22 protein-coding genes and 1 tRNA gene are annotated in these 21134 nt (G+C 55.3%); 7 read left to right on the top strand and 16 right to left on the bottom strand.

Annotated elements, in window-relative coordinates; all coding sequences use genetic code 11:
* Window positions 1-702 precede the first annotated feature (702 nt).
* From ACIPIN_RS12850 to ACIPIN_RS12810, 9 genes are all read right to left on the bottom strand, one after another.
* Window positions 703-1080, bottom strand: coding sequence for a hypothetical protein (locus ACIPIN_RS12850; protein WP_401119081.1), 378 nt, complete (start codon window positions 1078-1080; stop codon window positions 703-705).
* 179 nt (window positions 1081-1259) lie between these two features.
* Window positions 1260-1625 (bottom strand): hypothetical protein, encoded by a 366-nt coding sequence (locus ACIPIN_RS12845; RefSeq protein ID WP_401119078.1) that lies wholly within the window; start codon window positions 1623-1625, stop codon window positions 1260-1262.
* Entirely contained in the window at window positions 1606-1968 is a 363-nt protein-coding gene (locus tag ACIPIN_RS12840) for a hypothetical protein (RefSeq protein ID WP_401119076.1), read from the bottom strand. Before ACIPIN_RS12840 ends, ACIPIN_RS12845 begins: the two co-directional genes overlap by 20 nt.
* A gap of 11 nt (window positions 1969-1979) precedes the next feature.
* Window positions 1980-2591, bottom strand: coding sequence for a hypothetical protein (locus tag ACIPIN_RS12835; RefSeq protein ID WP_401119074.1), 612 nt, complete (start codon window positions 2589-2591; stop codon window positions 1980-1982).
* 89 nt (window positions 2592-2680) lie between these two features.
* Window positions 2681-3247 carry a hypothetical protein gene (locus ACIPIN_RS12830; RefSeq protein ID WP_401119071.1) on the bottom strand — a complete coding sequence of 189 codons (567 nt, stop codon included), beginning with the start codon at window positions 3245-3247 and terminating at the stop codon, window positions 2681-2683.
* 79 nt (window positions 3248-3326) lie between these two features.
* A complete protein-coding gene (locus ACIPIN_RS12825) occupies window positions 3327-3785 on the bottom strand; it encodes a hypothetical protein (protein ID WP_401119069.1) in 459 nt (152 codons plus the stop codon).
* 39 nt (window positions 3786-3824) lie between these two features.
* Window positions 3825-5240, bottom strand: coding sequence for an HlyD family type I secretion periplasmic adaptor subunit (locus tag ACIPIN_RS12820; protein ID WP_401119066.1), 1416 nt, complete (start codon window positions 5238-5240; stop codon window positions 3825-3827).
* A gap of 94 nt (window positions 5241-5334) precedes the next feature.
* A complete protein-coding gene (locus tag ACIPIN_RS12815) occupies window positions 5335-7473 on the bottom strand; it encodes a type I secretion system permease/ATPase (RefSeq protein WP_401119064.1) in 2139 nt (712 codons plus the stop codon).
* Between the two features lie 133 nt (window positions 7474-7606).
* Window positions 7607-9019, bottom strand: a complete 1413-nt coding sequence (locus ACIPIN_RS12810; protein WP_401119062.1) for a TolC family outer membrane protein — start codon at window positions 9017-9019, stop codon at window positions 7607-7609.
* A gap of 206 nt (window positions 9020-9225) precedes the next feature.
* Here ACIPIN_RS12810 and ACIPIN_RS12805 point away from each other — a divergent pair, with 206 nt between their 5' ends.
* Together ACIPIN_RS12805 and ACIPIN_RS12800 are read left to right on the top strand one after the other, a co-directional pair.
* On the top strand, window positions 9226-10851 hold the full coding sequence (locus ACIPIN_RS12805; RefSeq protein WP_401119060.1) for an NADP-dependent glyceraldehyde-3-phosphate dehydrogenase: 1626 nt from the start codon (window positions 9226-9228) through the stop codon (window positions 10849-10851).
* Between the two features lie 29 nt (window positions 10852-10880).
* Complete coding sequence (locus ACIPIN_RS12800) at window positions 10881-11960, top strand: FUSC family protein (RefSeq protein ID WP_401119057.1); 1080 nt, start codon at window positions 10881-10883, stop codon at window positions 11958-11960.
* 7 nt (window positions 11961-11967) lie between these two features.
* Here ACIPIN_RS12800 and ACIPIN_RS12795 read toward each other — a convergent pair whose 3' ends face one another.
* Complete coding sequence (locus tag ACIPIN_RS12795; RefSeq protein WP_401119054.1) at window positions 11968-12861, bottom strand: DMT family transporter; 894 nt, start codon at window positions 12859-12861, stop codon at window positions 11968-11970.
* 132 nt (window positions 12862-12993) lie between these two features.
* On the opposite strand from ACIPIN_RS12795, the gene ACIPIN_RS12790 reads away from it, so the two are divergent.
* Window positions 12994-13431 (top strand): Lrp/AsnC family transcriptional regulator, encoded by a 438-nt coding sequence (locus ACIPIN_RS12790; protein ID WP_019690796.1) that lies wholly within the window; start codon window positions 12994-12996, stop codon window positions 13429-13431.
* A 134-nt stretch (window positions 13432-13565) separates the two neighbouring features.
* On the opposite strand, the gene ACIPIN_RS12785 is transcribed toward ACIPIN_RS12790, so the two are convergent.
* A complete protein-coding gene (locus tag ACIPIN_RS12785) occupies window positions 13566-14237 on the bottom strand; it encodes a Bax inhibitor-1/YccA family protein (protein WP_123425923.1) in 672 nt (223 codons plus the stop codon).
* Between the two features lie 124 nt (window positions 14238-14361).
* Here ACIPIN_RS12785 and ACIPIN_RS12780 point away from each other — a divergent pair.
* Window positions 14362-14449, top strand: a tRNA-Ser gene (locus ACIPIN_RS12780).
* A gap of 173 nt (window positions 14450-14622) precedes the next feature.
* A complete protein-coding gene (locus ACIPIN_RS12775) occupies window positions 14623-14988 on the top strand; it encodes a hypothetical protein (protein ID WP_401119050.1) in 366 nt (121 codons plus the stop codon).
* A 455-nt stretch (window positions 14989-15443) separates the two neighbouring features.
* Here the strand turns inward: ACIPIN_RS12775 and ACIPIN_RS12770 are convergent, their stop codons facing one another.
* The 4 genes from ACIPIN_RS12770 to ACIPIN_RS12755 all read right to left on the bottom strand — a co-directional run bounded on the left by ACIPIN_RS12770 (window position 15444) and on the right by ACIPIN_RS12755 (window position 19404).
* Entirely contained in the window at window positions 15444-16841 is a 1398-nt protein-coding gene (locus tag ACIPIN_RS12770) for an AAA family ATPase (protein ID WP_401119047.1), read from the bottom strand.
* A 301-nt stretch (window positions 16842-17142) separates the two neighbouring features.
* The gene (locus tag ACIPIN_RS12765; RefSeq protein ID WP_401119044.1) at window positions 17143-17364 is read right to left on the bottom strand and encodes a helix-turn-helix transcriptional regulator; all 222 of its coding nucleotides are present in this window, start codon (window positions 17362-17364) and stop codon (window positions 17143-17145) included.
* Window positions 17365-17490: 126 nt separating this feature from the next.
* Window positions 17491-18072, bottom strand: coding sequence for a hypothetical protein (locus ACIPIN_RS12760; RefSeq protein WP_401119042.1), 582 nt, complete (start codon window positions 18070-18072; stop codon window positions 17491-17493).
* A gap of 96 nt (window positions 18073-18168) precedes the next feature.
* Window positions 18169-19404, bottom strand: coding sequence for a tyrosine-type recombinase/integrase (locus ACIPIN_RS12755; protein WP_401119039.1), 1236 nt, complete (start codon window positions 19402-19404; stop codon window positions 18169-18171).
* A 426-nt stretch (window positions 19405-19830) separates the two neighbouring features.
* On the opposite strand from ACIPIN_RS12755, the gene ACIPIN_RS12750 reads away from it, so the two are divergent.
* Entirely contained in the window at window positions 19831-20544 is a 714-nt protein-coding gene (locus tag ACIPIN_RS12750; RefSeq protein ID WP_401119037.1) for an SOS response-associated peptidase family protein, read from the top strand.
* Window positions 20545-20637: 93 nt separating this feature from the next.
* Window positions 20638-20838, top strand: coding sequence for a hypothetical protein (locus ACIPIN_RS12745; RefSeq protein WP_401119035.1), 201 nt, complete (start codon window positions 20638-20640; stop codon window positions 20836-20838).
* Window positions 20839-20920: 82 nt separating this feature from the next.
* Here the strand turns inward: ACIPIN_RS12745 and ACIPIN_RS12740 are convergent, their stop codons facing one another.
* A complete protein-coding gene (locus ACIPIN_RS12740; protein ID WP_401119032.1) occupies window positions 20921-21112 on the bottom strand; it encodes an SPOR domain-containing protein in 192 nt (63 codons plus the stop codon).
* Window positions 21113-21134: the final 22 nt, after the last annotated feature.

The following is a 21134-nucleotide window of genomic DNA, read 5'->3' as shown; positions in this document are numbered from 1 at the left end:
CAATGTCGATATCAATCAGCTTTTTAAGATCCGGGTTATTTTTAATCCCGTCCCAATGATTAATATCTTCTTTTTTTGAGTCGGCAAAAGCAATACCTGTATCGATGGACTTAACATTGTTTGGGTTATTCCACCAACTGCCCGACGTATCAAGTTTACTGGAGCCGTTTTTTAAAATATCCGCAAAATAATTATACTTGTTATAGAAGCCGCCACCCGCCGTTATTTCCGTACCAGAAACGCCCAGTACAGTGCCGATAAGACCGAGATTAAAGGAGGCAGCATTTGTAAAGTCGGGGACAAAACGATCACCCAAGTCACCACTTGCGCCCTTATAGCCACGCTGCAAGTCCCCGTCACCGCCCTGCCTTAACGATTCATAAAGGACTTTATAAACTTCGGCCCGAATGGAAATCTCAGGGTTTTCATAGTTAATCGCGCCTTTACTTCCACTATTGATACCATCACGAATAGCCGCATACTTACCAATAATGCTTTTAACATCGTACTCCATCGGAACCATGTAAGGCTTACTCGTCCAGGGGTCGATAATGTAATTACCGGCTCCATCATCAAGCCATTTGGCCGGAACGTCCTTACCCTTCCTTGTCTGGACCAAAAATTCATCCTTACCAAACTGCCCCTTCTTAGCTAGCGTTGTTGACATAACCACTCCTTATTAAAATTCTAACAACTACACACTCATTGATGCGCATAAAACTCAACACGCACCCCTCCTGTTTCATCCATGCCTTTCATATCAACATTGCGAACGTCGAACTGCGAGTCTCCCAAGGCAAACTCCACACGGACTTTACTATCGAGCACCCACTCTAATTTCGGGGAATTACCTCCACCAGAAAACGAGGCGCAGAGAGCAGAGTAAACCTGATATTTTTTTTCTTTTATCGCAGTGCGCACATCCAGAATACTGTTAAATATAAAGATCTTGTCATAGCAATAAGGTGCAAGTCCGCCTCCACCTGAATAACTAACCAACGCGGCTACGACCCCTCCACTTGGAGAGGGATGCAGCTCTATATATGGTTCATCTGACGAAGCTGGAATCAGAGCAATCATATAACTTAGACAATACCCGACAACCCATACGACCCCAATACAAAAAAAACCGGACTTTATTAATTTTCTCAAACCTGAACCTCTCAACAAACGATACCTCCAACCATAGTAAACAAGGAGCAGATTTATTTTCCGAATTCCGATCCTAAAAAATAAATCTGCCCACTTTAGCTCACACCCTATAAATCCCTCGGAGAAACCACCACAAGAAAAACAACAAAGGGGACAGATTTATTTTCCGAAATCAGATTCAATCCTAAAAATAAATCTGCCCCCTTTAGCTGGATGGAAATCTCAGGATTTTCATAGTTAATCGCGCCTTTACTTCCACCATTTATGCCATCACGAATAGCGGCGTATTTACTGACAACGCTCTTGACGTCGTATTCCATCGGAACCATGTAAGGCTCACTCGTCCAGGGGTCGATAATGTAATTACCGGCTCCATCATCAAGCCATTTGGCCGGAACGTCCTTACCCTTCCTTGTTTGGACTAAAAATTCATCTTTACCAAACTGCCCCTTCTTAGCTAGCGTTGTTAACATAACCACTCATAATAACAAAGGGGACAGATTTATTTTCCGAAATCAGATTCAATCCTAAAAATAAATCTGCCCCCTTTAGCTCCGTTGTTGCAACTGCAAATTTTATGGAGCCTCGAACGATATCACCAAGAAAATTACCACGATCATTTGAGTTGATAGCCTTTGCAGTTATCAACCAGTTGGCAACTACTTGCAACTGAGTAACATCCTCACCCTTGCCTGCAACTGCGATTTTTTCCGCAACAACCCCATGCATATAACCATACGCACCAGGATAGTCCTTACCGTCAAATAACCGCTTTAACTCCAGTAACTGCGCAGAACTAAAATCTACCATCGACACAAAAACGCTCCTTACTCAACTGCTTTACCGAGAACTTTCAAGGCAAAGTCATCCATTTTTCGCACATCATCATTTAGCTTTGAATACTGATAGGACACCCACAGCCCCGGCCTATATAATCGACTAGCCCGGAAAGTATTTATCTCGCTGGAAACATACACAAACACACCATCTCCCCCTTTGAACTTACGCTCTACAAACCCTCCAACGTCATAAGACTCAACTCCATCAACCACCGAAGATGGCACCTTCCCCTCAAGTACTCTATTTTCATCGAACTTGCTCTGAGAAACGTATTCAAGATAAAAGAACACCAGTGATTTTTTGACCTCCCCACTAAAGTCAGCAACCTCCATTCCAGGATATTCGACAGCAAACCTAATAAGATTACTTCCGCTGTACTCCACCAAACGACACTCACCCGGCGTAAATTTTAACCGATAGGCAAGTCCACCCTCCGTATCACCTGAAAACTCACAACCCACGAAACCTGCGTCATCCTGCGATGAGTAAATTTTCATATATGGGTTATCTTTCGGCCCCGAATTCAAGAAAAACATAAACTGCACAAAAACCGCTATAGCGCCTAGCCAACACAAACACCTCATTACTAACTTACTCACATCACTTCCTCAAATAACAAAGCAACAAAGGGGACACCCATTAGCGAAAATTAACGACACTCATCCATAAACCATTAGTTAACTATTGTCTATTTAAGAAAACTCACCACAAATTCATCCATCAACCTTACATCTTCATACGTACGCGCATACTGATAAGACACCCGTAGATCGTTAAACAAACGCTTAGCCAGCCAATAGCGTTCATGATCAGTGGCAAATACAGTCTCGCCGTCACCTCCGTCAAATGTTCGAGTAGTAAGCCCCCCATAGTCGTAAAACTTAACACCCTCAACTGTCTTCGAAGGTTCCACCCCTTCTAAAAATTCGCCTTCCCAAAAAGAGGAACGTAAAATCGGAAACATCCGTATCGTGATGACGGACTTATCTATTCTCTGCTTGACGACTTTCATGCTGGGGTAATCAATGGAAACAGTGAGAACATCACCGCCACCGTAATCAACCAACCGACATTCTTCAGGAGACATATGAAACCGAAATACCGCCCCTGACTGTTTGCCTTCTGAAAACTCACAACCCGCGAAACCACCGTCATCTCGCGGTGAATAAATTTTCATATACGGGTTATCTTTCGGCTCTGGAATCAAGTAATACAGAAATACAAACAAAGCCACTACAACGCCGAGCCAATACAAGCGCCTCCTTGATATTTCACCCACGCCTATCCCTCTCAAAAAAACAACGTTTCCACCTCGATCTTTCTCGCCTACATCTCTAACGATAAGCCGCAAACTTTACCTGGACACTTCCTGACGCATCGGTAGCACGCAGATTAACTTTTCGACTGTAGAGACGTGTCGAACCAATCGCAAAGTCGACCCGAAGCTCACCACCAGAATCCCATTGTATTTTCGGAGAGCTTTCATGATCGAAAAAATCATCACACTCGGCAGAATAAACTTCATATTCGTGACGAGCGATAAAATCCCGGACATTCAAATAACCGTTAAACACAATCACTGCATCCGAACAGAACGGAGCAATCGCACCACCTCCCGAGCGGGTAACACGGGCCGCGCTGTATTGTCCGCTCGGTGACGGATACACCGTAATCGATACATCATCATCGGGATCTGGCCCCATAGAATGCAGCACAAAAACAAGACCATACTTGGCCAGTGTCAGAAAACCGACAACTGCCAATACAAACTTTAGCCAACGAAAGATACGCAACCCACCCTCCTGAGTTCTGATAACAACACCTGACGCCAATTACCGCTCTCTCAAGCTCTCATCCACATGCTGTTGCAACGGACTCAGGAAGTACTCGATCACCCGACGCTGATCAGTCTTCACTTCCGCCGTTATCGACATCCCCGGCGACAGCGCCACGCGCTGGCCGTTGACCATCAGGTGATCGGTGTTGAGACGAATACGACTGCTGTAGATCAACCCGCGTTTTTCATCTTCGATGGCGTCGTTCGAGACGCTGAGCACTTCGCCGTCGACGGTGCCGTATTTGGTGAAGGTGAAGGTTTCGACCTTGACCGTGACCGGTTGGCCGGCGCGGACGAAGCCGACATCCTTGTTTTCCAGCATCGCCTCCACTTCTACCGGTTGATCCGCCGGGACGATGACCATCAACGGCTGGGCCGGTGTGACCACGCCACCGACGGTGTGGATGGCCAATTGTTGGACAGTGCCGTCTACCGGGGCTTTGAGGCTGGTCAGGGTTTCCTGATAGCGGGCCTTGGCCAGTTCCTGAACCAGGCTCGCGGCTTTTTGGTTGGCCTCTTGTTGCAGGTCGAGCATGGCGCGACGATTCTGCGCAACGACGCCTTCGCGCCGGCGCCGCGCCTCGCCTTGGGCGGCGGTGGATTGCAGGACGCTGGCTTGCTGCACGCTCAACTGACGTTGCAAGTCGAGTCGGGCCTGCTCCTTTTCCAGGTATTCATGACGCGCCACGTACTGTTGCGCCAACAGCCGCTGGTAGTCCTCGGCCAATTGCGTGGCGATCGGCACGGTTTGTCGAAGGCTCGCCACTTGCGCCTGGGCGGACTGGATTTCGGCGCTGCGCTGAAGAATCTCGGCGTCCACCAACTCCAGATTGCTGCGGTATTCCTGATACTGACCTTGCAACCAGCGCTGGGCGCTGAGTACTTGTTCCGGGTTGGCATTGGCAATCGCCCCGATCAGCGATGCCGGCGGCTTTTGCTGGTTGATCGCATCGAGCATCGCGGCACTGCGGGCGCTGTCGATTCGTGCGCCCAGCAGATCACTTTGAATCCGTCTGACGTCGGCGTCTGCCGCCGTCGGGTCGAGTTCGACCAGCAACTCGCCGACTTTTACAGCCTGGCCATCGCTGACATGGATCGCTCTGACCACTGCCGTTTCGCTGGATTGAATAAGCTTGGTCTTGCCGTTCGGCACGATCTTGCCCGGCGCCACAGCGACCACTTCGATCTTGCCGATGCAGGCCCAGAGCAGTGCCAGCACAGCAAAGCCCATGATGCTCCAGACAAATATTCTCGGCGTCGGATGCACCGGCGTGTCCTGCAACTCCAGCGCCGCCGGCAAAAACTGCGCCTCATGGGGTAGCCGTCGCGGCCCGTCCATGCTTTTGCGCTGGCGCCAGGAGTGTCGCCAGGCCTGACGATAGCGCTGCAATAACGAAGGGTGTGCGCTCATGGGAAATCGATCCTTGAATCCGGAATACAGTGAATGCCGCCGCGCCTGATGCGGGCACGGTCGACAAACCAGTGACAGGTGATTGAGGGGCTATTCAGCCCTGCTGCATGCGGTGCAGACGCGAATAGTGACCAGCCTGATGCGTCAGCAGCTCGGCATGGCTGCCCTGTTCGACGATTTGTCCGCGATCGACCACCAGAATGCGATTGGCGTCGCGCACTGCGGACAGTCGGTGGGCGATGATGATGACCGTGCGACCGGCGCAGATGCTTTGCATGTTCTGCTGGATGATCCGCTCGGACTCGTAGTCCAGCGCGCTGGTGGCCTCATCGAAGATCAAAATCCGCGGATTGCCGATCAACGCACGAGCGATGGCGACCCGTTGCCGCTGACCGCCGGAAAGCGAAGTGCCGTGTTCACCCACCATGGTGTCGTAACCTTCGGGCAATTCCAGAATGAACTCATGGGCCCCGGCCATGCTGGCTGCGTGCATGACCGCTTCGAGAGGAGCCCCCGGATCGGTCAAGGCGATGTTTTCGCGGATACTGCGGTTGAACAACATGTTGTCCTGCAACACCACACCGATTTGCCGCCGCAGCGATGAAACGTCGGCCAGCGCCAGGTCCATGCCATCGACCAGCACTCGGCCTCGCTCCGGCACATACAAGCGCTGGAGCAGACGCGTCAGGGTACTTTTGCCGGAGCCGGAACGCCCCACCACGCCAATCACCTCACCGGCCGCGATCTGCAGGCTGATCCCGCGCAGGACTTCGGAGCCATCGGCGCGATAGCGAAAATGCACCTGGTCGAACTCGATCTGCCCCTTGAGTGGTGGCAACGCGCTGCGGGTGGCCTGGGACAGTTCGGTACGGGTGTTGAGGATATCGCCCAGACGCTGTACCGAAACACCGGTTTGCTGGAAGCTGGTCCACAACTGCGCCAGGCGCATGATCGGGCCGCTGACACGTCCGGCAAGCATGTTGAACGCGATCAGTTCACCCACTGAAAGCTGACCGTCGATCACCAATCGAGCCCCCAGCCAGAGAGTCGCCACGGTGACCAGTTTGCCGATCAGCGACACGCTCTCATTGGCGAGGGTGGACAAGGTCTGGGTCTTGAAACCGGCAGCGACATAAGCCGCCATCTGGTTGTCCCACTTGCGAATCGCCTGAGGCTCGACGGCCATGGATTTCACGGTGTCGATGCCGTTCACGGTTTCCACCAGAAACGCCTGGTTTTCCGCGCCACGGGTAAAACTGTCCTGCAACCTGGCGCGCAGCAGTGGCGTGACAAACACCGAGACCAGCACATACAAGGGCAACGACAGCAGCACGATCAGGGTCAGCCAACCGCTGTAGTAAAACATCACCAGAATGAACACCAGGGAGAACAGCACATCCAGCAGCAAGGTAATCGCATTGCCGGTCAGGAAACTGCGGATGTTCTCCAGCTCACGCACTCGGGCCACCGAATCACCGACCCGTCGCGCCTGAAAATACGCCAGCGGCAGGTTGATCAAATGCCGGAACAACCGCGAACCCAGCTCCACGTCGATACGACTCGCGGTATGCGCGAACACATAGCTGCGCAGGCCGCTCAACGCCGACTCGAACAGCATGATGCCCAACAAACCGGCGGCGATCACATCGAGTGTGGTCAACCCGTGATGCACCAACACTTTGTCCATGACCACCTGGAAAAACAAAGGCGTCACCAACGCAAAAAGCTGCAGGGCGAATGACACCAGCAACACTTCGCCCAACAATTTGCGGTACTTGACGATGGCGGGAATAAACCAGGTGAAATCGAAACGCGAGGTTTCGCCAGGCAGCCCGGCCTCGGAACGCACCAGCACCAGCTCGCCGGTCCAGCGCGCCGCCAACGCCTCGAAGGTGATGACTTCGGGGCGATCCGAACGCGGGTCCTGGATCAGCGCCTTGCCTTGATCCAGCTTGGCAATGATGAAAAACGTCCCGTCGCCATTGGCCGCAATCGCCGGCAAAGGCGTACGGTCCAGACGCGCGATGGTGGTATTGACCGACTTGGCTTTGAGTCCCAGCTTGCGTGCTGCGAGCAGCAGTTCGCGTTGGGTGAACAGCTGGTTCGCCGGGGCGAATTCGTGGGCCAGTTGTTCGGCGGACGCTGCCACCGTATGAAAACGGGCCAGCATGACCAGACACACGAGACCGGTATCTGGCGTGGGCGACTCGGCGCCCCTTCCTTGATCACTCATAAGCTTCCATGCGCGCCGCAGTGCGGCAATAAATTCGTAAACCTTTCAACAGGTTGTAACAATTCTGAAACATTAGACATCAATACGCCATCATTTCCTGAGATTTATTTCACTCTGGTGTATGAATTGATGATCAGAGCGCCTTGCGCTCCTGCGGCGGCAGGAAATCCCGATCCGCGTCATAGTCCTTTGTCAGGTACATCGCCAGGTCGCTCAGGTCGGTTGGACTCAACGTCCCCGCCGCCTGCTTGAGCTTGAGCGTATCGACGATGTAGTCGTAACGAGCGTTGTTGTATTCACGCACGGCGCTGTACAACTGGCGCTGGGCATTGAGCACATCAGCGGTATTACGCGAGCCCAGATCGCGACCGACCTGATTGGCCTGAACCGAGGCCTGACTGGAGCGAATCGTCTGTCGCCGGGCAATCACCTGCTCGATATCGGAATTGACGGCGCGATAGAAATTGCGGGTGTTCTGTACCACTTCACGCCGCCGGTCTTCACGCTCATCTTCACTCTGGGCCAGGCGCTCTGTCGCTTCGCGCACTTGCGAGCGGGTCATGCCGCCGGCGAACAACGGAACGTTCAGTTCCAGTCCGATGCTACCTTGGGTGACATCGCCCCGGTAGCCATTACGCCCGAAATCGGTTGGATTGCTATAACCGAAGCTGTCGTTGTCACCCTTGCGCCAGGACGCCACCGCATCGACGGTCGGTGCATAGCCGGCCTTGCGTTGGCGATTGGTTTGCTCGGCGGCAATCACGGCGTAGCTGCTGGCCTGCAACGCAAGGTTCTGACGTACTGCCTGACTCACCCACGTATTGGCATCGTTGGGTGTCGGAAGCTCCACCGGCAGCTGATGCTGAATCCCTTCGATCGCCGAATACTCCTGGCGAGTCAAACGCACCAGACCTTCAAAAGCATCATCGACCTTGCGTTCAGCCAGTTTTCGATTGGCCCCTGCGTTGTCGTAAGCGGCCTGGGCATCGAGCACGTCGGTGATGCTCGATGCACCATTCTCCAGACGAGCCTGAGCCTGTTGCTGTTGACGCTTGAGCGCCGCTTCCTCGGCTTTGGAGGCAGCCAACAGATCCAGTGCACGTAAGGTTTCGAAGTAGGTCTGTGCTGTCGTCAGAACCAGTTCCTGCTCTTTCGAACCCAGCTCAAGTTCGGCCTGAGCGGTACTGGCCTGGGAGGCTTCGAGTTGAAACCAGCGATCGGCACGAAACAGCGGTTGATTCAGATTGGCCTGAAAGACCTGTGTGCTACGGGTGCGCGTCAGGCCAGGTTCGTCACGTTGCAACCGGACAGACTCCACCGTACTGCCCGCATTGAGCGTGGGCAGTAATCCGGCGCGGGCTTGAGGAACACTTTCGCGTCGAGCCTGGTAATCATGTCGCGCCGCTGAGAGCTGAGCATCGTGCTCAACGGCCTGTCGGTAAACGCTCAGTAAATCGGCACGCTGCGGACTTGTATTGGCTACAGCCGGGGTCGTCGCTATCGCGAGAATCAATAGCGGTGTGAAAAAACAGGTGGAATGAGTCATAACAATCCATGTTGCAATCTGATAAAACGATTCAGCTATGCTGATGAGGGCGCGCATCCTACGCCGAGCCCAAGGCAGCAACAAGAATGATTTGTAGCTACTGGCCATCACTCTTGAAAAAGACACTGCTGACAGGTCTTGACCTCATGGCAGTGTCTGGCGATAAAAACCTTATCCGCATCACCCAATCCAGACGGGGTAGCGACATGAGCACAGCAAACATCCTTGGCAACCTGTTCCCGACCGCCCGTGACATCCCGGAAAAATACCGCCTCGACGGACAGACCGAGCAACGCGAATATCTCGTCGATGGCGTCCTGAAAATCTGGAACGGCCCCTTGGCGCTGGTTCGCAGCCCGGTGTACCTGGTCGGCGAAAATGGCGATGAACAAGTCCTTCTCGGCAGCACGCCACTGCTTGATGCCGACACCGCACTAACCGCCCTCGATGCTGCCGTCCGCGCCTATGACCGTGGTCAGGGCAACTGGCCAACGATGCGCGTGGCCGAGCGGATTCAGCATGTCGAAGCGTTCCTTACCCGCATGCGCGAGCAACGCGAGGCGGTGGTCAAGCTGCTGATGTGGGAGATCGGCAAGAACCTCAAGGACTCGGAAAAAGAGTTCGACCGCACCTGCGATTACATCGTCGACACCATCAACGCCCTCAAGGAACTCGACCGTCGCTCCAGCCGTTTTGAACTGGAACAGGACACCCTCGGCCAGATTCGCCGCGTACCGCTGGGCGTCGCCCTGTGCATGGGGCCTTACAACTACCCGCTGAACGAGACTTTCACCACGCTGATTCCAGCGCTGATCATGGGCAACACGGTGGTGTTCAAACCGGCCAAGCTCGGCGTCCTGCTGATTCGCCCGTTGCTGGAAGCCTTCCGCGACAGCTTCCCGGCCGGGGTGATCAACGTGATCTATGGCAGCGGCCGCGAGACCGTCAGCGCGCTGATGGCCAGCGGCAAGATCGACATCTTTGCCTTCATTGGCACCAACAAGGCCGCCAGCGACCTGAAAAAACTTCACCCAAAACCACATCGTTTGCGCGCAGCTTTAGGGCTGGACGCGAAGAACCCCGGCATCGTGCTGCCCGAGGTTGATCTGGACAATGCAGTCAACGAAGCCGTCACCGGTTCGCTGTCGTTCAATGGCCAGCGCTGCACTGCGCTGAAGATCCTCTTTGTCCACGAGCGGGTGGTCGACAGTTTCATCGAGAAATTCAACTTCAAGCTGGCCTCTCTCAAACCCGGCATGCCATGGGAAAGTGGTGTGTCACTGACTCCGCTGCCGGAGTCGGGCAAGGTCGATTATCTGCATGGGTTGGTGGACGATGCCGTGAGAAAAGGCGCCAAAGTGGTGAACGCGAATGGCGGCCAGGCACGCGGTTCGTTCTTCTATCCGGCGGTGCTGTACCCGGTGACCACCGACATGCGCGTCTATCAGGAAGAGCAGTTCGGCCCGGTGGTGCCTATCGTGCCTTATCGTGACCTGGACACGGTGATCGACTACGTCCTTGAGTCAGATTTCGGTCAACAGTTGAGCCTGTTCGGCACCAATCCCGTCGAGGTTGGGCGGTTGGTGGATACCTTTGCCAACCAGGTCGGGCGGATCAATATCAACGCCCAGTGCCAGCGCGGCCCGGATACCTTCCCGTTCAACGGGCGCAAGAATTCGGCTGAAGGTACGCTTTCGGTGCACGATGCGTTGCGGACATTTTCGATCCGTACGCTGGTGGCGACCAAGTTCCAGGAGAGCAACAAGGAGCTGATCAGCGACATCATCCGCGGACGTGATTCGAGTTTCCTGACCACCGACTATATTTTCTGAATGCAGATTGAGGACACCCCGCAAACCCGATGACAGCCCTTCGATCATCCCGACTGCCACCGTTGCTGCGCCGGCTGCTGCGTCCGCTTCTGGACCCGTACCGGCGCTATCGCAACGCCAAACTGATCCACGCCGTGCGGGTGTCGCTGGGACTGTTGGCGACAATCCTGCTGACCACCGGGATTAACCTGCCCCACGGTGAATGGGCGTCGGTGACCATGCTGGTGGTGATCGGCGGGTTGCAGCACCACGGCAATATCGGCAAGAAAGCCGCTGAGCGTGCTTATGGCACGCTGATCGGCGCTGGCGTGGGTTTGCTGCTGGTGGCGCAGCAGGCCTGGCTCGGCCTGCCATGGCTGACTTACTTCGCGATGTCCGTGGTCTGCGGGTTCTTTTCTTACCATGCGATTGGCAAGGGCGGTTACACCGCGCTGTTGTCGGCGATCACCGTGTTCATCGTCGCAGGTCATGGCGATAATCCGGTGACCGACGGGCTTTGGCGCACGGTCGATATCCTCATCGGTATCGTCCTGGCCCTGGCCTTTTCCTTCGCGCTGCCGCTATATGCGGTCTACTCCTGGCGCTACAAGCTCGCCAGTGCCTTGCGCGACTGCGCAAGCATTTACAGCCGGATCATCAGCGGCCAATCGGTTACCGACGACCACTACCTCAAGATGCTGAGCCGTCTCAACGGTGTGATGGTGCAACTGCGCTCATTGATGCCTTCGGTATCCAAGGAAGTGCGGATTTCCATGACTGAACTGGACGCCCTCCAGCGCAATCTGCGGATGTGCATCAGCACCCTGGAAATCCTCGCCAACACCCGCCCCGAATCAGGTGACGAACAGGCCATGGCGCAAATGCAATTGGCGCTGAAAGCCGAGCACCGACAGATTCGCGTGTTGCTGATCGGCATGGCCCGGGCGCTGCAATCCGGTACGACACAACGCCTGGAGCGTGCGACCGATGAAACAGTGCCGCAGACCATCCTGGACACCCCGGTCTACAGCGCACTGGACGGTTACCGATTACTGACCCGACAACTGGCCGCCAACCTGGGCGACATGCGCCAGCGATTGGTGAAGACCGCGCCCCGTTGGAAAATCTGAGCGTCGGTCACTGCGTCGCGACTTTACGGACTCCGTTACCCCAGCCTTGTTGCATGCCGGCGGCGGCCAGCAGAATCGCGATCACACCGACCCATTGCAACAGCTCAAGGCGATGGCCGAAGGCGAACCAGTCGACGAAAATCGCCGCAATCGGGTAGATAAACGACAGGGCGCCGGTCAGCGCTGTCGGCAATTTCTGAATCGCGCCGTAAAGCAGCACGTACATCACGCCGGTGTGCACGATGCCCAGCGTCAGCAAACTGGCCCAGGCGCTCGGCTGTTGCGGCAACGCAGAAAAATTCGCCCAGGGCGCAAGCAACAGCACGCCAGTGCAGACTTGAATCAGCGCGATCAAGTGCGGTGGCGTGCCAGTCAGGCGTTTGATGATCAGCGCGGCAAAGGCATAAAGCAGTGCGGCGCCCAAGGCCAGTGCAATCCCCAGCAGGTATTCACCGCCCCCCGCGCCCTGCTCGCCATGCGCACTGACGATTGCCAGCATCCCGAGAAACGAAACACCCAGCCAAAAGAGCTTTTGTGCGGTGATCTTCTCGCCTAGAAACAGCGCCGCCAGCCCAACCAGCATGAACGGTTGCACGTTGTAGACCGCCGTGCCAATGGCAATCGAAGCCCGGGAATAGGAGGCAAACAACAGCACCCAGTTACCGACAATCGCGACCCCGCTGAGCACTGCCAGCAAGAATGTGGTGCGGGTCAGAATGCCCGGGCGCAGGAAGCCGAACACTGCGCAAATCAGCAGTAAGGTCGCTGCGCCGAACACACAGCGCCAGAACACTACGTCCAGCACGGGTTGGCCGGAAACCAGCACGAACCATCCGATGGTCCCGGAAATAAGCATGGCGGCGGTCATTTCCAACGAACCACGGCGCAGTGTTGTATCCATGATCAGGCTCCTCGATATGAGCCCAAAGTATGCCAATCCACCGCCGTGCTACTCCAGAGTCAAATGCAGGCTAAACTGCCAGTTCACCTTTTTTATCAAGGCAGATTCAAGTATTTGCCTAATGAGGTTTGCATGACTGACGACATTGACCAACTGCTGATCGCAGCCCTCATGGAAGACTCCCGACGTTCGCTTAAGGCTCTGGCGCAAATCAGCGGCCTGTCATCGCCCAGCGTCGCCGAGCGCCTGCGCCGGCTCGAAGAGCGTGGCGTGCTCAAGGGCTACACCGTCGACATCGATCCCAAATGCTTCGGTTATCAACTGCAGGCCATCGTCCGTATTCGCCCGCTGCCCGGTCAGTTGCAGAACGTCGAACGGCAGATACAGGCCATTCCCGAGTTCACCGAATGCGACAAGGTCACTGGCGATGACTGCTTTATCGCGCGCCTGCATGTGCGTTCGATGGAACAGCTGGACACCCTGCTCGACCGCCTCAACAGCTATGCCGAGACCAACACCGCGATCGTCAAGAAGACCCCGGTGAAACGGCGGTTGCCACCAATGGCATGAGTGCTGTCTTGTTCCGAACGGCTTAGATTGAGTGGTTTGCCGCTATGGCAGCATCATCGTCACCGAGTGAACCCTGCCCGAATGCCAGATAACAAAAAACCCGCCGTAGCGGGTTTTTTGCTCAAGGCTGGCGATCAGTCATCGCGGCTCATGATGCCAAACAGCTGCAACAAGCTGATGAACAGGTTGTAGATCGATACATACAGGCTGATGGTCGCCATGATGTAGTTACGCTCGCCGCCATGAATGATGGCGCTGGTCTGGAACAGAATGCAGACCGAAGAAAACAGCACGAAGCCCGCGCTGATCGCCAGTTGCAGACCGCTGATCTTGAAGAACATGCCCGCCAGCGTCGCACCCAGCAGGACGAAGAAACCAGCGGTGATGAAACCACCGAGGAAGCTCATATCCTTGCGGGTGATCAGCACATAGGCCGACAGACCGCCGAATACCAGTGCGGTCATCGCGAAGGCCGAGCTGACCACTTCAGCGCCGCCTTGCATGCCCAGGTAACGGTTGAGAATCGGGCCCAGCAGGAAACCCATGAAACCGGTCAACGCAAATGCCGACACCAGGCCCCAGGCCGAGTCACGGAGTTTGTTGGTCAGGAAGAAAAGCCCGTAGAAGCCGATCAGCACCACAAACACGTTCGGGTAGCCGACACGCATCTGCTGAGCGACGAACGCCATCACACCGCTGAATGCGAGCGTGAGGGCGAGTAAGCCATAAGTGTTGCGCAGGACGCGGCTAACCTCTAGCTGCTCAGCCTGCACGCTGTTATTAACTGCGTAATCCTGTTCGCGCATGGCGACACTCCTGTAGGTTTGAAACGTTCAGTCGCAAAGATCATAACAGACGCTCTGTAACAAGCTATGCAGAGAGTTTGACAGTGTGTTTCATTCAGGTATTATGGCGCCCGCAACGCAATACGGAGGTGTGGCCGAGTGGTTTAAGGCAACGGTCTTGAAAACCGTCGACTGTAACAGGTCCATGAGTTCGAATCCCATCGCCTCCGCCATATTTGTACGATAAAGCCCTGATTATTCAGGGTTTTTTTGTGTCTGCTGTTTGGCAATTTGTCGTCACCCATCATCAAACCCATCAAGCGGAAAATGCGCTAGGCCTTGGCGTAGGTGGGTGATATATGTTTAGGCCCGCGTCCAAGCGCTCTTTGAATAACAGAGAAAAGACATGACGTTTCGCTCTCTGATTATCGCTATGGTTGTTCTTACGGCCGAATCAGCATTTGCTGATGTTGCACCGCAAGTGATGGATGCTTTGAAAGTCGAAAATGCTTGTGCAAGCGCAAAGGTTCCAACTGTCGATGATGGTATCTCAGACGCGGGAACCGTAGCCCTGGCTCTGGCCATGCAATGTGCGAAGGAGTATCAAGGCGTCACCGGAGCCATCAATACGACCCTTGATAACGACGCGCAACGGAACATGCTTACTCACCAGCGCATGAGCAAAGACCAAATGCAGCAAGAATTTCTCACGGTTGTAATGGGCTATCGCCAGTGGAAGAAAACCCATCCAGACCAGCCCTCCAAGCAATAGCCCTGCTATGACTTGTCGTGGCGCCTTGCCTGCCCGAAACAGGTACGCTTCAAAAAGGGAGCGTATTTCAGAGGCAGGGCACTAAGAAACTCACGCCTTAAAAGGGCTGGATATTTAGAGGCCAGTACGCGCACGCGTGCGAAGCGTGCGGGGTCGCTGTATAGGGCAGCGTGTCGCCCTCAATCCGCAAGTTCTGCGTATTCGCTGTAATGCGCAAATTCGGCGCGTTCGCGTTACGAGACAAACCGTCGGACATTGAGCCGGACATGCAGCGGACATAGGCCACGAACAATGTCCGGGGTTAAATCATAACGGCCAGACGTTCGGTTTTTACTGATTGATTTATAAGGATAAATTTCTATTCGGCAAGTGCCGGACATTGCTTTGACGGACGGCGGGAAGTGGACAGACATCCCCCCTTTCTGTGAAAGGGGGTGGTGTCCGGTGTCTGTCCGTCATGCTGGGGGAAGGGATGAGATAAGCGAGAAAGACACGACGTCGCCGGTCTGCTGGATAACTTCGTCGTCTGAGAGGCTCTCGATTGCGCGAGAAAATGCGCGTCGAACGGTGTCGGCCTTTTTGCCCGCGTTCGACGAGTGGGAGGAAAACTTGGCGCGTAAGCTCTCCTGGTCGCATGGGCTATCGTCTGCCAGTAATTCCAGGACGATGGTAGCGGCGGTTTCCGTACTAGCTCCAGCGGCTTTGCGCAGTCGATGGACCCTCTCTCCATCCTGCATTATCAAACTGGTTAATGGTCGTCCTTGGGCGTCGGAGTGATCCCCAATCGTGTACTCCACCAGCTCAAGGTGGATTGGGTCGAATGGTTTCGCCGCCTTCATCTTCTCCGGGCAAGTCACTGTGACAAGCTGGCCCTTGCGCTCAATCTCTATCATGGCGTCGGTGTCGCCTTGTTTCGCTAGGGACCCCATGTAGGAATCGCCGGACTTTGTAAGGTGGTCAACAACTACAACGCTGACCTTATCGCCGGACTGTTCCACCAGTTCGCGCAGGTTCTTCATGTACCGACTAACCACGGGCTTTGAATCATCTGCGGCGGTTTGAGAAAAGGTATCGATGATGAGAAGCACCTTTCGCGAATCCATGTCAGCCGGAGCATCGACAAGGCCGTTGTACTTGAATGCAGCCTTATCGATTGGCGAAAGGCGACTTTCTGCAAGGGCAAAACCCCAATCATTTCTCTTGTTCTCGCCCCATTTCTTTTCCTCGGGGGTCAACTCTCTTTCAAGTCGCCTTAGCTCTGAGGCGTCGTCCACGTCCAGGCTGTTGCCTTCCTCGACCCAGTAGCTCAAATTCTCGTAACGTTCCGCCCTCTGGTACTTTGCTAATTCTTCGGGCTTCAAGGACTGTTCAAAGTCGCGTACGGCGTCTGAAACCTTAGTCACATGTTCAAAGCGAATACCTTCCCCGGTGGCTTCCTGCACCAAAGACATCAATTCAGCCAGGCCTTCTGCCTCGTCGATTCTGGGGCGTGCCTGAACAATGAGAAGCGACCCTGTGACGCCAGCGGCGAGTTCTGCGGCGGCTCGCCGGATGTGAATATCCGTGCCCCCCTCGGCAGCCACATAGATGACTAGTGCCTGGTCGCACTGGCGGCCCTGCCAGCGGCGCCCGCTAGATACGCATGCCGCCATGTCCATCATGGTGAAGGTCTTGCCACACGCTGGCTTGCCGGTCACCCATACAATGCTAGCGGCGGGGATGACTCCATCAACTAGCCAGCGGGTTTCACTGGCTAACGTTAAGGCATTGAGAGGATGCCACCCACCAGCGGTATTCGCCGCCTTGGCCCATGCCTGCGCAACTGCGCTCGGCGTATTACTTGGGCTGGTCATACTGCGGCACCGTTGAGGTAGGCCAGGACTTCTTGGAGAACAGAGCGGTCGGCTAGGGTTAGGGAGTACCGGCCAGGGTGAGTTGCTCGCCCGTCGCGGTCCCTCATGCAAACGCGTTGGCAAGGGATTGCCAGACCTCGACGCCGAAGCTGTCGAATTTCCTCAGGACCGTTGCTTACGCCTGCCACCTGGTCGATACCCTCCCGGCTAACGTAGCTGTTGGAGGTCAGGGCTTTAACAATGCGCATCGCCGAGGGTTTGCGCTTGAGGTAGGTGGCTAGGCTGTCGCTGAAGGCTTCCATTACTTTGCCCCCAGTGTGCAGCGCAGGTCACCCACGCGCCAGGCGGTGGTGTTCGGCCCCAGCTTGACGGGTGCGGGAAGAATGCCTGCTTTGACCCAGCGCCAGATTGTTGCTGCGGAAACGCCTTTAAGCGCGATGACTACAGGTAAGCGCACATGCGCGGAATCTGGAAGGCTATCGAAGTTTGCCAGCGCAGAAGGGATAGGGAGATTGGTTTTCATGTCGGTTTCCGGTTCGCGGGCCACGCCATGTATTGGCGTCGCGGGGAATGTCACGACATGAACTTTTTCACCTGCGGTATCCTCCCTCGCAAGAGTCCCCCTATGCCCCAGTTCGGGGGAGGACACCTACGAAGAGCTGGACCGGTATTGAATTTCCTTGTTCTTGGTAAGTCGTTCCCAAGTTTTGTTAAAGACTGTTGACCCGCTCCAAATCCCATTGCTCCCTAGTGCTTCGGAGGCGGCAGCTTTTGGTCCAGGTAGTCCCGGTTGAATGGGTGGTAGCGCAGCTGGGTCGAATCCTAACTCTCGCAGCTTGGCGAGTAATTCTAAGTCTTGGGCTTCCTGGCGGGGGACCGGTTTTATTGATTGAGAGTTTTGGCTGGCACCGAGTAAGGGTGCGTTGAGTAGAAGCGGCTGCCCCTGTTTTTCTAGCCATGCGTTGAAGCTTTGAGGCAGCATCCGAACGCGATGGCGCTCCAGTGCTGGGGCGTCGCGGAGACGATATGACCGCTCACGGTTGCCTACGGTGTCAAAGATTTGTACCGCGCCTCCGTTAATCGCTTCTTGCAGTTCGCCTAGCACCCAATTTCTTTTGGCTATTGCATCCAAGTGACCGCTCATTGCTGTTTGGTCGCCCCATGCAGCGGCCAAATCATCAATGCAAAGGCTTGGCCCTTGCTGCTTAAGCATCTCGGTCAATGTTCCCATGCTGCACTCCTTCAAGTGCCCTTCAATGAGGTGCCCCGGCAGGCGGGTGAAGGTGTCCCGCTGTTCGGTTCGCGGGCCTAGCCGGGGCAAAACTGATTAAGCTCGTTTGCTGTTTATGTCGATGACTTGCCCTGGCTGTTCTAGACGTGACAGGAAAGCGGCCCAGTCGTCCATCATCTTGCGGCGCTTATCGAACAAGTCGCCACGTCGATAGGCAGCCTCAACCTTGTCCCCGATGGAATGAGCCAGGGCCATCTCAGCCACGTCCCTAGGGTAATTGGTCCGCTCTGAGGCCCAATCGCGGAACGTGCTGCGGAAACCGTGAGGCACAGCGGCTACGTTCATGCGGCGGACAACAGCGGTAAGCGTCATGTCCGACAGGGCGCCGCCACGTGGCGCGGTGAAGGCCAGTTCACTCCCGGCTATCTTGGGCAAGACTTTAATCAGTGCAAGCGCAGCGGGAGATAGTGGAACCCTGTGTTCTTTGCCGGCTTTCATCCGCTCGGCGGGAATCGTCCAGGTCTTCGCGCTCAAATCGAATTCGGCCCATTTGGCCCCGCGCACTTCGCCGCTACGGGTGGCGGTCAGGATTGCAAACTCCAGCGCCCGCGCGCCCATGCCCTTCAACTGGCGCAGTTTCTCCATAAAAGCGCCCGACTCACCTGCTGGCAGCGCGGCGTGATGTTCGACCTTGGCAATCTTTCCAGGCTTGGGTAGGAGCTTGTCGAGGTGGCCGCGCCAGCGTGCCGGATTGGTTCCGGCCCGATAGCCGCGCACGGTTGCCCAATCCAGGACTTGTTCAATGCGCCCCCTTAATCTGGACGCTGTTTCGGTTTTGTCGCGCCAGATGGGTTCCAGCGCTGCCAAGACATGGGGCAGGCCAATATCCCGCACCAGTAAGGAACCCATCACGGGAAACGCATAGGTGGTCAAAGTATTACGCCATTGCTGTGCGTGCTTGGCGTTCTTCCATCCGTCCTTGTGGGCGGTCAGAAACCCATCCGTGCATTGCTCAAATGTGAGGGCTGCCGCTTGCGCCGCTTTCAGGGCGCTACGTGCGGCGCGAGATTCCTCGATAGGGTCAACGCCCTGGCGTACCTTGGCGCGTGCTTCACGTGCAGCTTCGCGGGCTTGGGCGAGCGTTACGGCCGGGTATCCACCCAGGCCCATGTCTCTGCGTTTGGCGCCTACAGTCATGCGGAGAACCCAAGTGCGCGCCCCGGTGGGTAGCACCTGGAGTGCTAATCCTGGAATACCGCCCACAAAATGCAGTCCGGGTTCGACCAGTCGGGAAACCGTCAGCGGATTCAGTTCAATGGCTTTACGCGGCATGGTCCACACCCCCTCAAGTCGTACCCCTACATACACCCATCAATATGGTTGCAACTGGATGATACGAGCTGATGCGGTAACAGGCAAATAAATGGCTTTATAGCAAGTAGATACAAGGCTTTACTTGTGATATTGAGACGGTATGGCACGGCATAAAGTTCTACGGAGGCGGACATCGCCTCCGCCATATTTGTACGTTAAAGCCCTGATTATTCAGGGCTTTAACGTTTCTGGGGTTTGGTGAAAAACCCACTACTCGCGAAGCGCTCAAAACTCTTCCGGCGTCCTGCCGACCGTACACCACTCAAAGTCCTATCAGGGTCGCATTACGGACGATTGGCCTGCCAAAGCAGCCAGTTTCCGGCATAGATCCACCTTCCCGTACGCGGCTCGGCTAAGCTGAAATCTCCACCGGAGGATTTTCCAATGTGTGGACGACTTTCACAGTACCGAGGCATCCACGACTTCGTCGCGGCGCTGAGCATGCCCAATGCTCTGGTCAACACAGTGGGCGACGAGCCTCTGGATCTGTACAACGTTGCGCCATCGACTCAGGTCGCTCTCCTTCACCTCGAAGGCGAAACCTTGCACGCTGATCGGGTGCGCTGGGGATGGCGACCGAATTGGTCGAAAGACCACTCTGTACCGATCAATACCCGGGTCGAAAAAGTCGCACATGGCTCGTTCTTCCGGGCAATCTGGCCACACCGCGCGATCGCGCCCATCGATAACTGGTTCGAGTGGGTCTATGAAGGTGGCCCGAATAAACAGCCCTACCTCGTTCGACGCCGGGATCGAGCTCCCATTCTCTGCGCCGCCATTGGTCAGTACCCTGCGGGTGGCCGGGAACCGAAGGAGGACGATGGTTTTGTTATTTTCACCGCAGACAATATCGGTGGCATGGTCGATGTACATGATCGGCGACCGGTGGTTCTATCGCCGGAGTTGGCCCGAGAATGGCTCAACCTGGCAATGCCAAAGGAACGCGCTGAGCAGATGGTGTTGAATCAGGGTGAACCCACCGAAATCTTCGAGTGGTTCAAGGTCGACATGGCTATCGGTAATGTGAGGAACCAGAGACCCGAGCTCATCACACCGATCGGCAAAATCATTAGCGGCGACCACAAGGGCAACAAGTGATAGCGGCTGGCGACACCCAGGTTTCTCGACTAGGATTTTCGCGATATGGAAACACCCCGCGCTGTTAGCGAGCACTTGGTCTGGGAGACGTAAATGAACCCGATTCGAATTGCCGAGCGGACCTACCGCACTTGGTCCAGCCCGATCCTGCTTGAACTCAAAGAAAGGGAACATCAGCTGGAACCTTCAGCCCGCCAGGCACTTGAAAATGTGCTGGTGGAGAGAAGGCTTCTGAACACCGGAAATCCTTCTGGCAAGGATCGACGCAAACCTGAGTCGACCGATAACTCCTGACGAAAGAGCCCGCTGCAAGCGGGCTCTTTTTTTGTTTGCGGCTGCTGGAGAAAAGGCAGACACACATCTCCAGATAATCACGTCACTGTGTGTGGGAAACGGGTTTCACTCTGGATTGACGGGCGGGCAACGACGCCGCGTAGGCCAACGCTTCTTCTCGGGTGCCAAAGGACCCGAGCCGGTCATTACGAGTACAGACCTTCCAGAGACCACTGTTGACGCTGACCACTTGATAACCGTTCATGTGCATTTTGCTAAGCAGCGGAACGCTCATAGTCACCTCCATTCACGAGAGA

The sequence above is a fragment of the Pseudomonas sp. NPDC087697 genome, from assembly GCF_044743155.1.
Taxonomy (GTDB): Bacteria; Pseudomonadota; Gammaproteobacteria; order Pseudomonadales; family Pseudomonadaceae; genus Aquipseudomonas.
This window is presented reverse-complemented; position numbering and strand designations above follow the sequence as displayed.

What these genes read in the sequence shown, in the direction of transcription:
- ACIPIN_RS12765 (WP_401119044.1), bottom strand. Translation starts at nt 17,364, where the DNA reads ATGAAAACCAATCTCCCTATCCCTTCTGCGCTGGCAAACTTCGATAGC.
- ACIPIN_RS12845 (WP_401119078.1), bottom strand. Translation starts at nt 1,625, where the DNA reads ATGTTAACAACGCTAGCTAAGAAGGGGCAGTTTGGTAAAGATGAATTT.
- ACIPIN_RS12740 (WP_401119032.1), bottom strand. Translation starts at nt 21,112, where the DNA reads ATGAGCGTTCCGCTGCTTAGCAAAATGCACATGAACGGTTATCAAGTG.
- ACIPIN_RS12745 (WP_401119035.1), top strand. Translation starts at nt 20,638, where the DNA reads ATGAACCCGATTCGAATTGCCGAGCGGACCTACCGCACTTGGTCCAGC.
- ACIPIN_RS12760 (WP_401119042.1), bottom strand. Translation starts at nt 18,072, where the DNA reads ATGGGAACATTGACCGAGATGCTTAAGCAGCAAGGGCCAAGCCTTTGC.
- ACIPIN_RS12815 (WP_401119064.1), bottom strand. Translation starts at nt 7,473, where the DNA reads ATGAGTGATCAAGGAAGGGGCGCCGAGTCGCCCACGCCAGATACCGGT.
- ACIPIN_RS12810 (WP_401119062.1), bottom strand. Translation starts at nt 9,019, where the DNA reads ATGACTCATTCCACCTGTTTTTTCACACCGCTATTGATTCTCGCGATA.
- ACIPIN_RS12775 (WP_401119050.1), top strand. Translation starts at nt 14,623, where the DNA reads ATGACGTTTCGCTCTCTGATTATCGCTATGGTTGTTCTTACGGCCGAA.
- ACIPIN_RS12850 (WP_401119081.1), bottom strand. Translation starts at nt 1,080, where the DNA reads ATGATTGCTCTGATTCCAGCTTCGTCAGATGAACCATATATAGAGCTG.
- ACIPIN_RS12790 (WP_019690796.1), top strand. Translation starts at nt 12,994, where the DNA reads ATGACTGACGACATTGACCAACTGCTGATCGCAGCCCTCATGGAAGAC.
- ACIPIN_RS12750 (WP_401119037.1), top strand. Translation starts at nt 19,831, where the DNA reads ATGTGTGGACGACTTTCACAGTACCGAGGCATCCACGACTTCGTCGCG.
- ACIPIN_RS12820 (WP_401119066.1), bottom strand. Translation starts at nt 5,240, where the DNA reads ATGAGCGCACACCCTTCGTTATTGCAGCGCTATCGTCAGGCCTGGCGA.
- ACIPIN_RS12785 (WP_123425923.1), bottom strand. Translation starts at nt 14,237, where the DNA reads ATGCGCGAACAGGATTACGCAGTTAATAACAGCGTGCAGGCTGAGCAG.
- ACIPIN_RS12805 (WP_401119060.1), top strand. Translation starts at nt 9,226, where the DNA reads ATGAGCACAGCAAACATCCTTGGCAACCTGTTCCCGACCGCCCGTGAC.
- ACIPIN_RS12795 (WP_401119054.1), bottom strand. Translation starts at nt 12,861, where the DNA reads ATGGATACAACACTGCGCCGTGGTTCGTTGGAAATGACCGCCGCCATG.
- ACIPIN_RS12755 (WP_401119039.1), bottom strand. Translation starts at nt 19,404, where the DNA reads ATGCCGCGTAAAGCCATTGAACTGAATCCGCTGACGGTTTCCCGACTG.
- ACIPIN_RS12770 (WP_401119047.1), bottom strand. Translation starts at nt 16,841, where the DNA reads ATGACCAGCCCAAGTAATACGCCGAGCGCAGTTGCGCAGGCATGGGCC.
- ACIPIN_RS12800 (WP_401119057.1), top strand. Translation starts at nt 10,881, where the DNA reads ATGACAGCCCTTCGATCATCCCGACTGCCACCGTTGCTGCGCCGGCTG.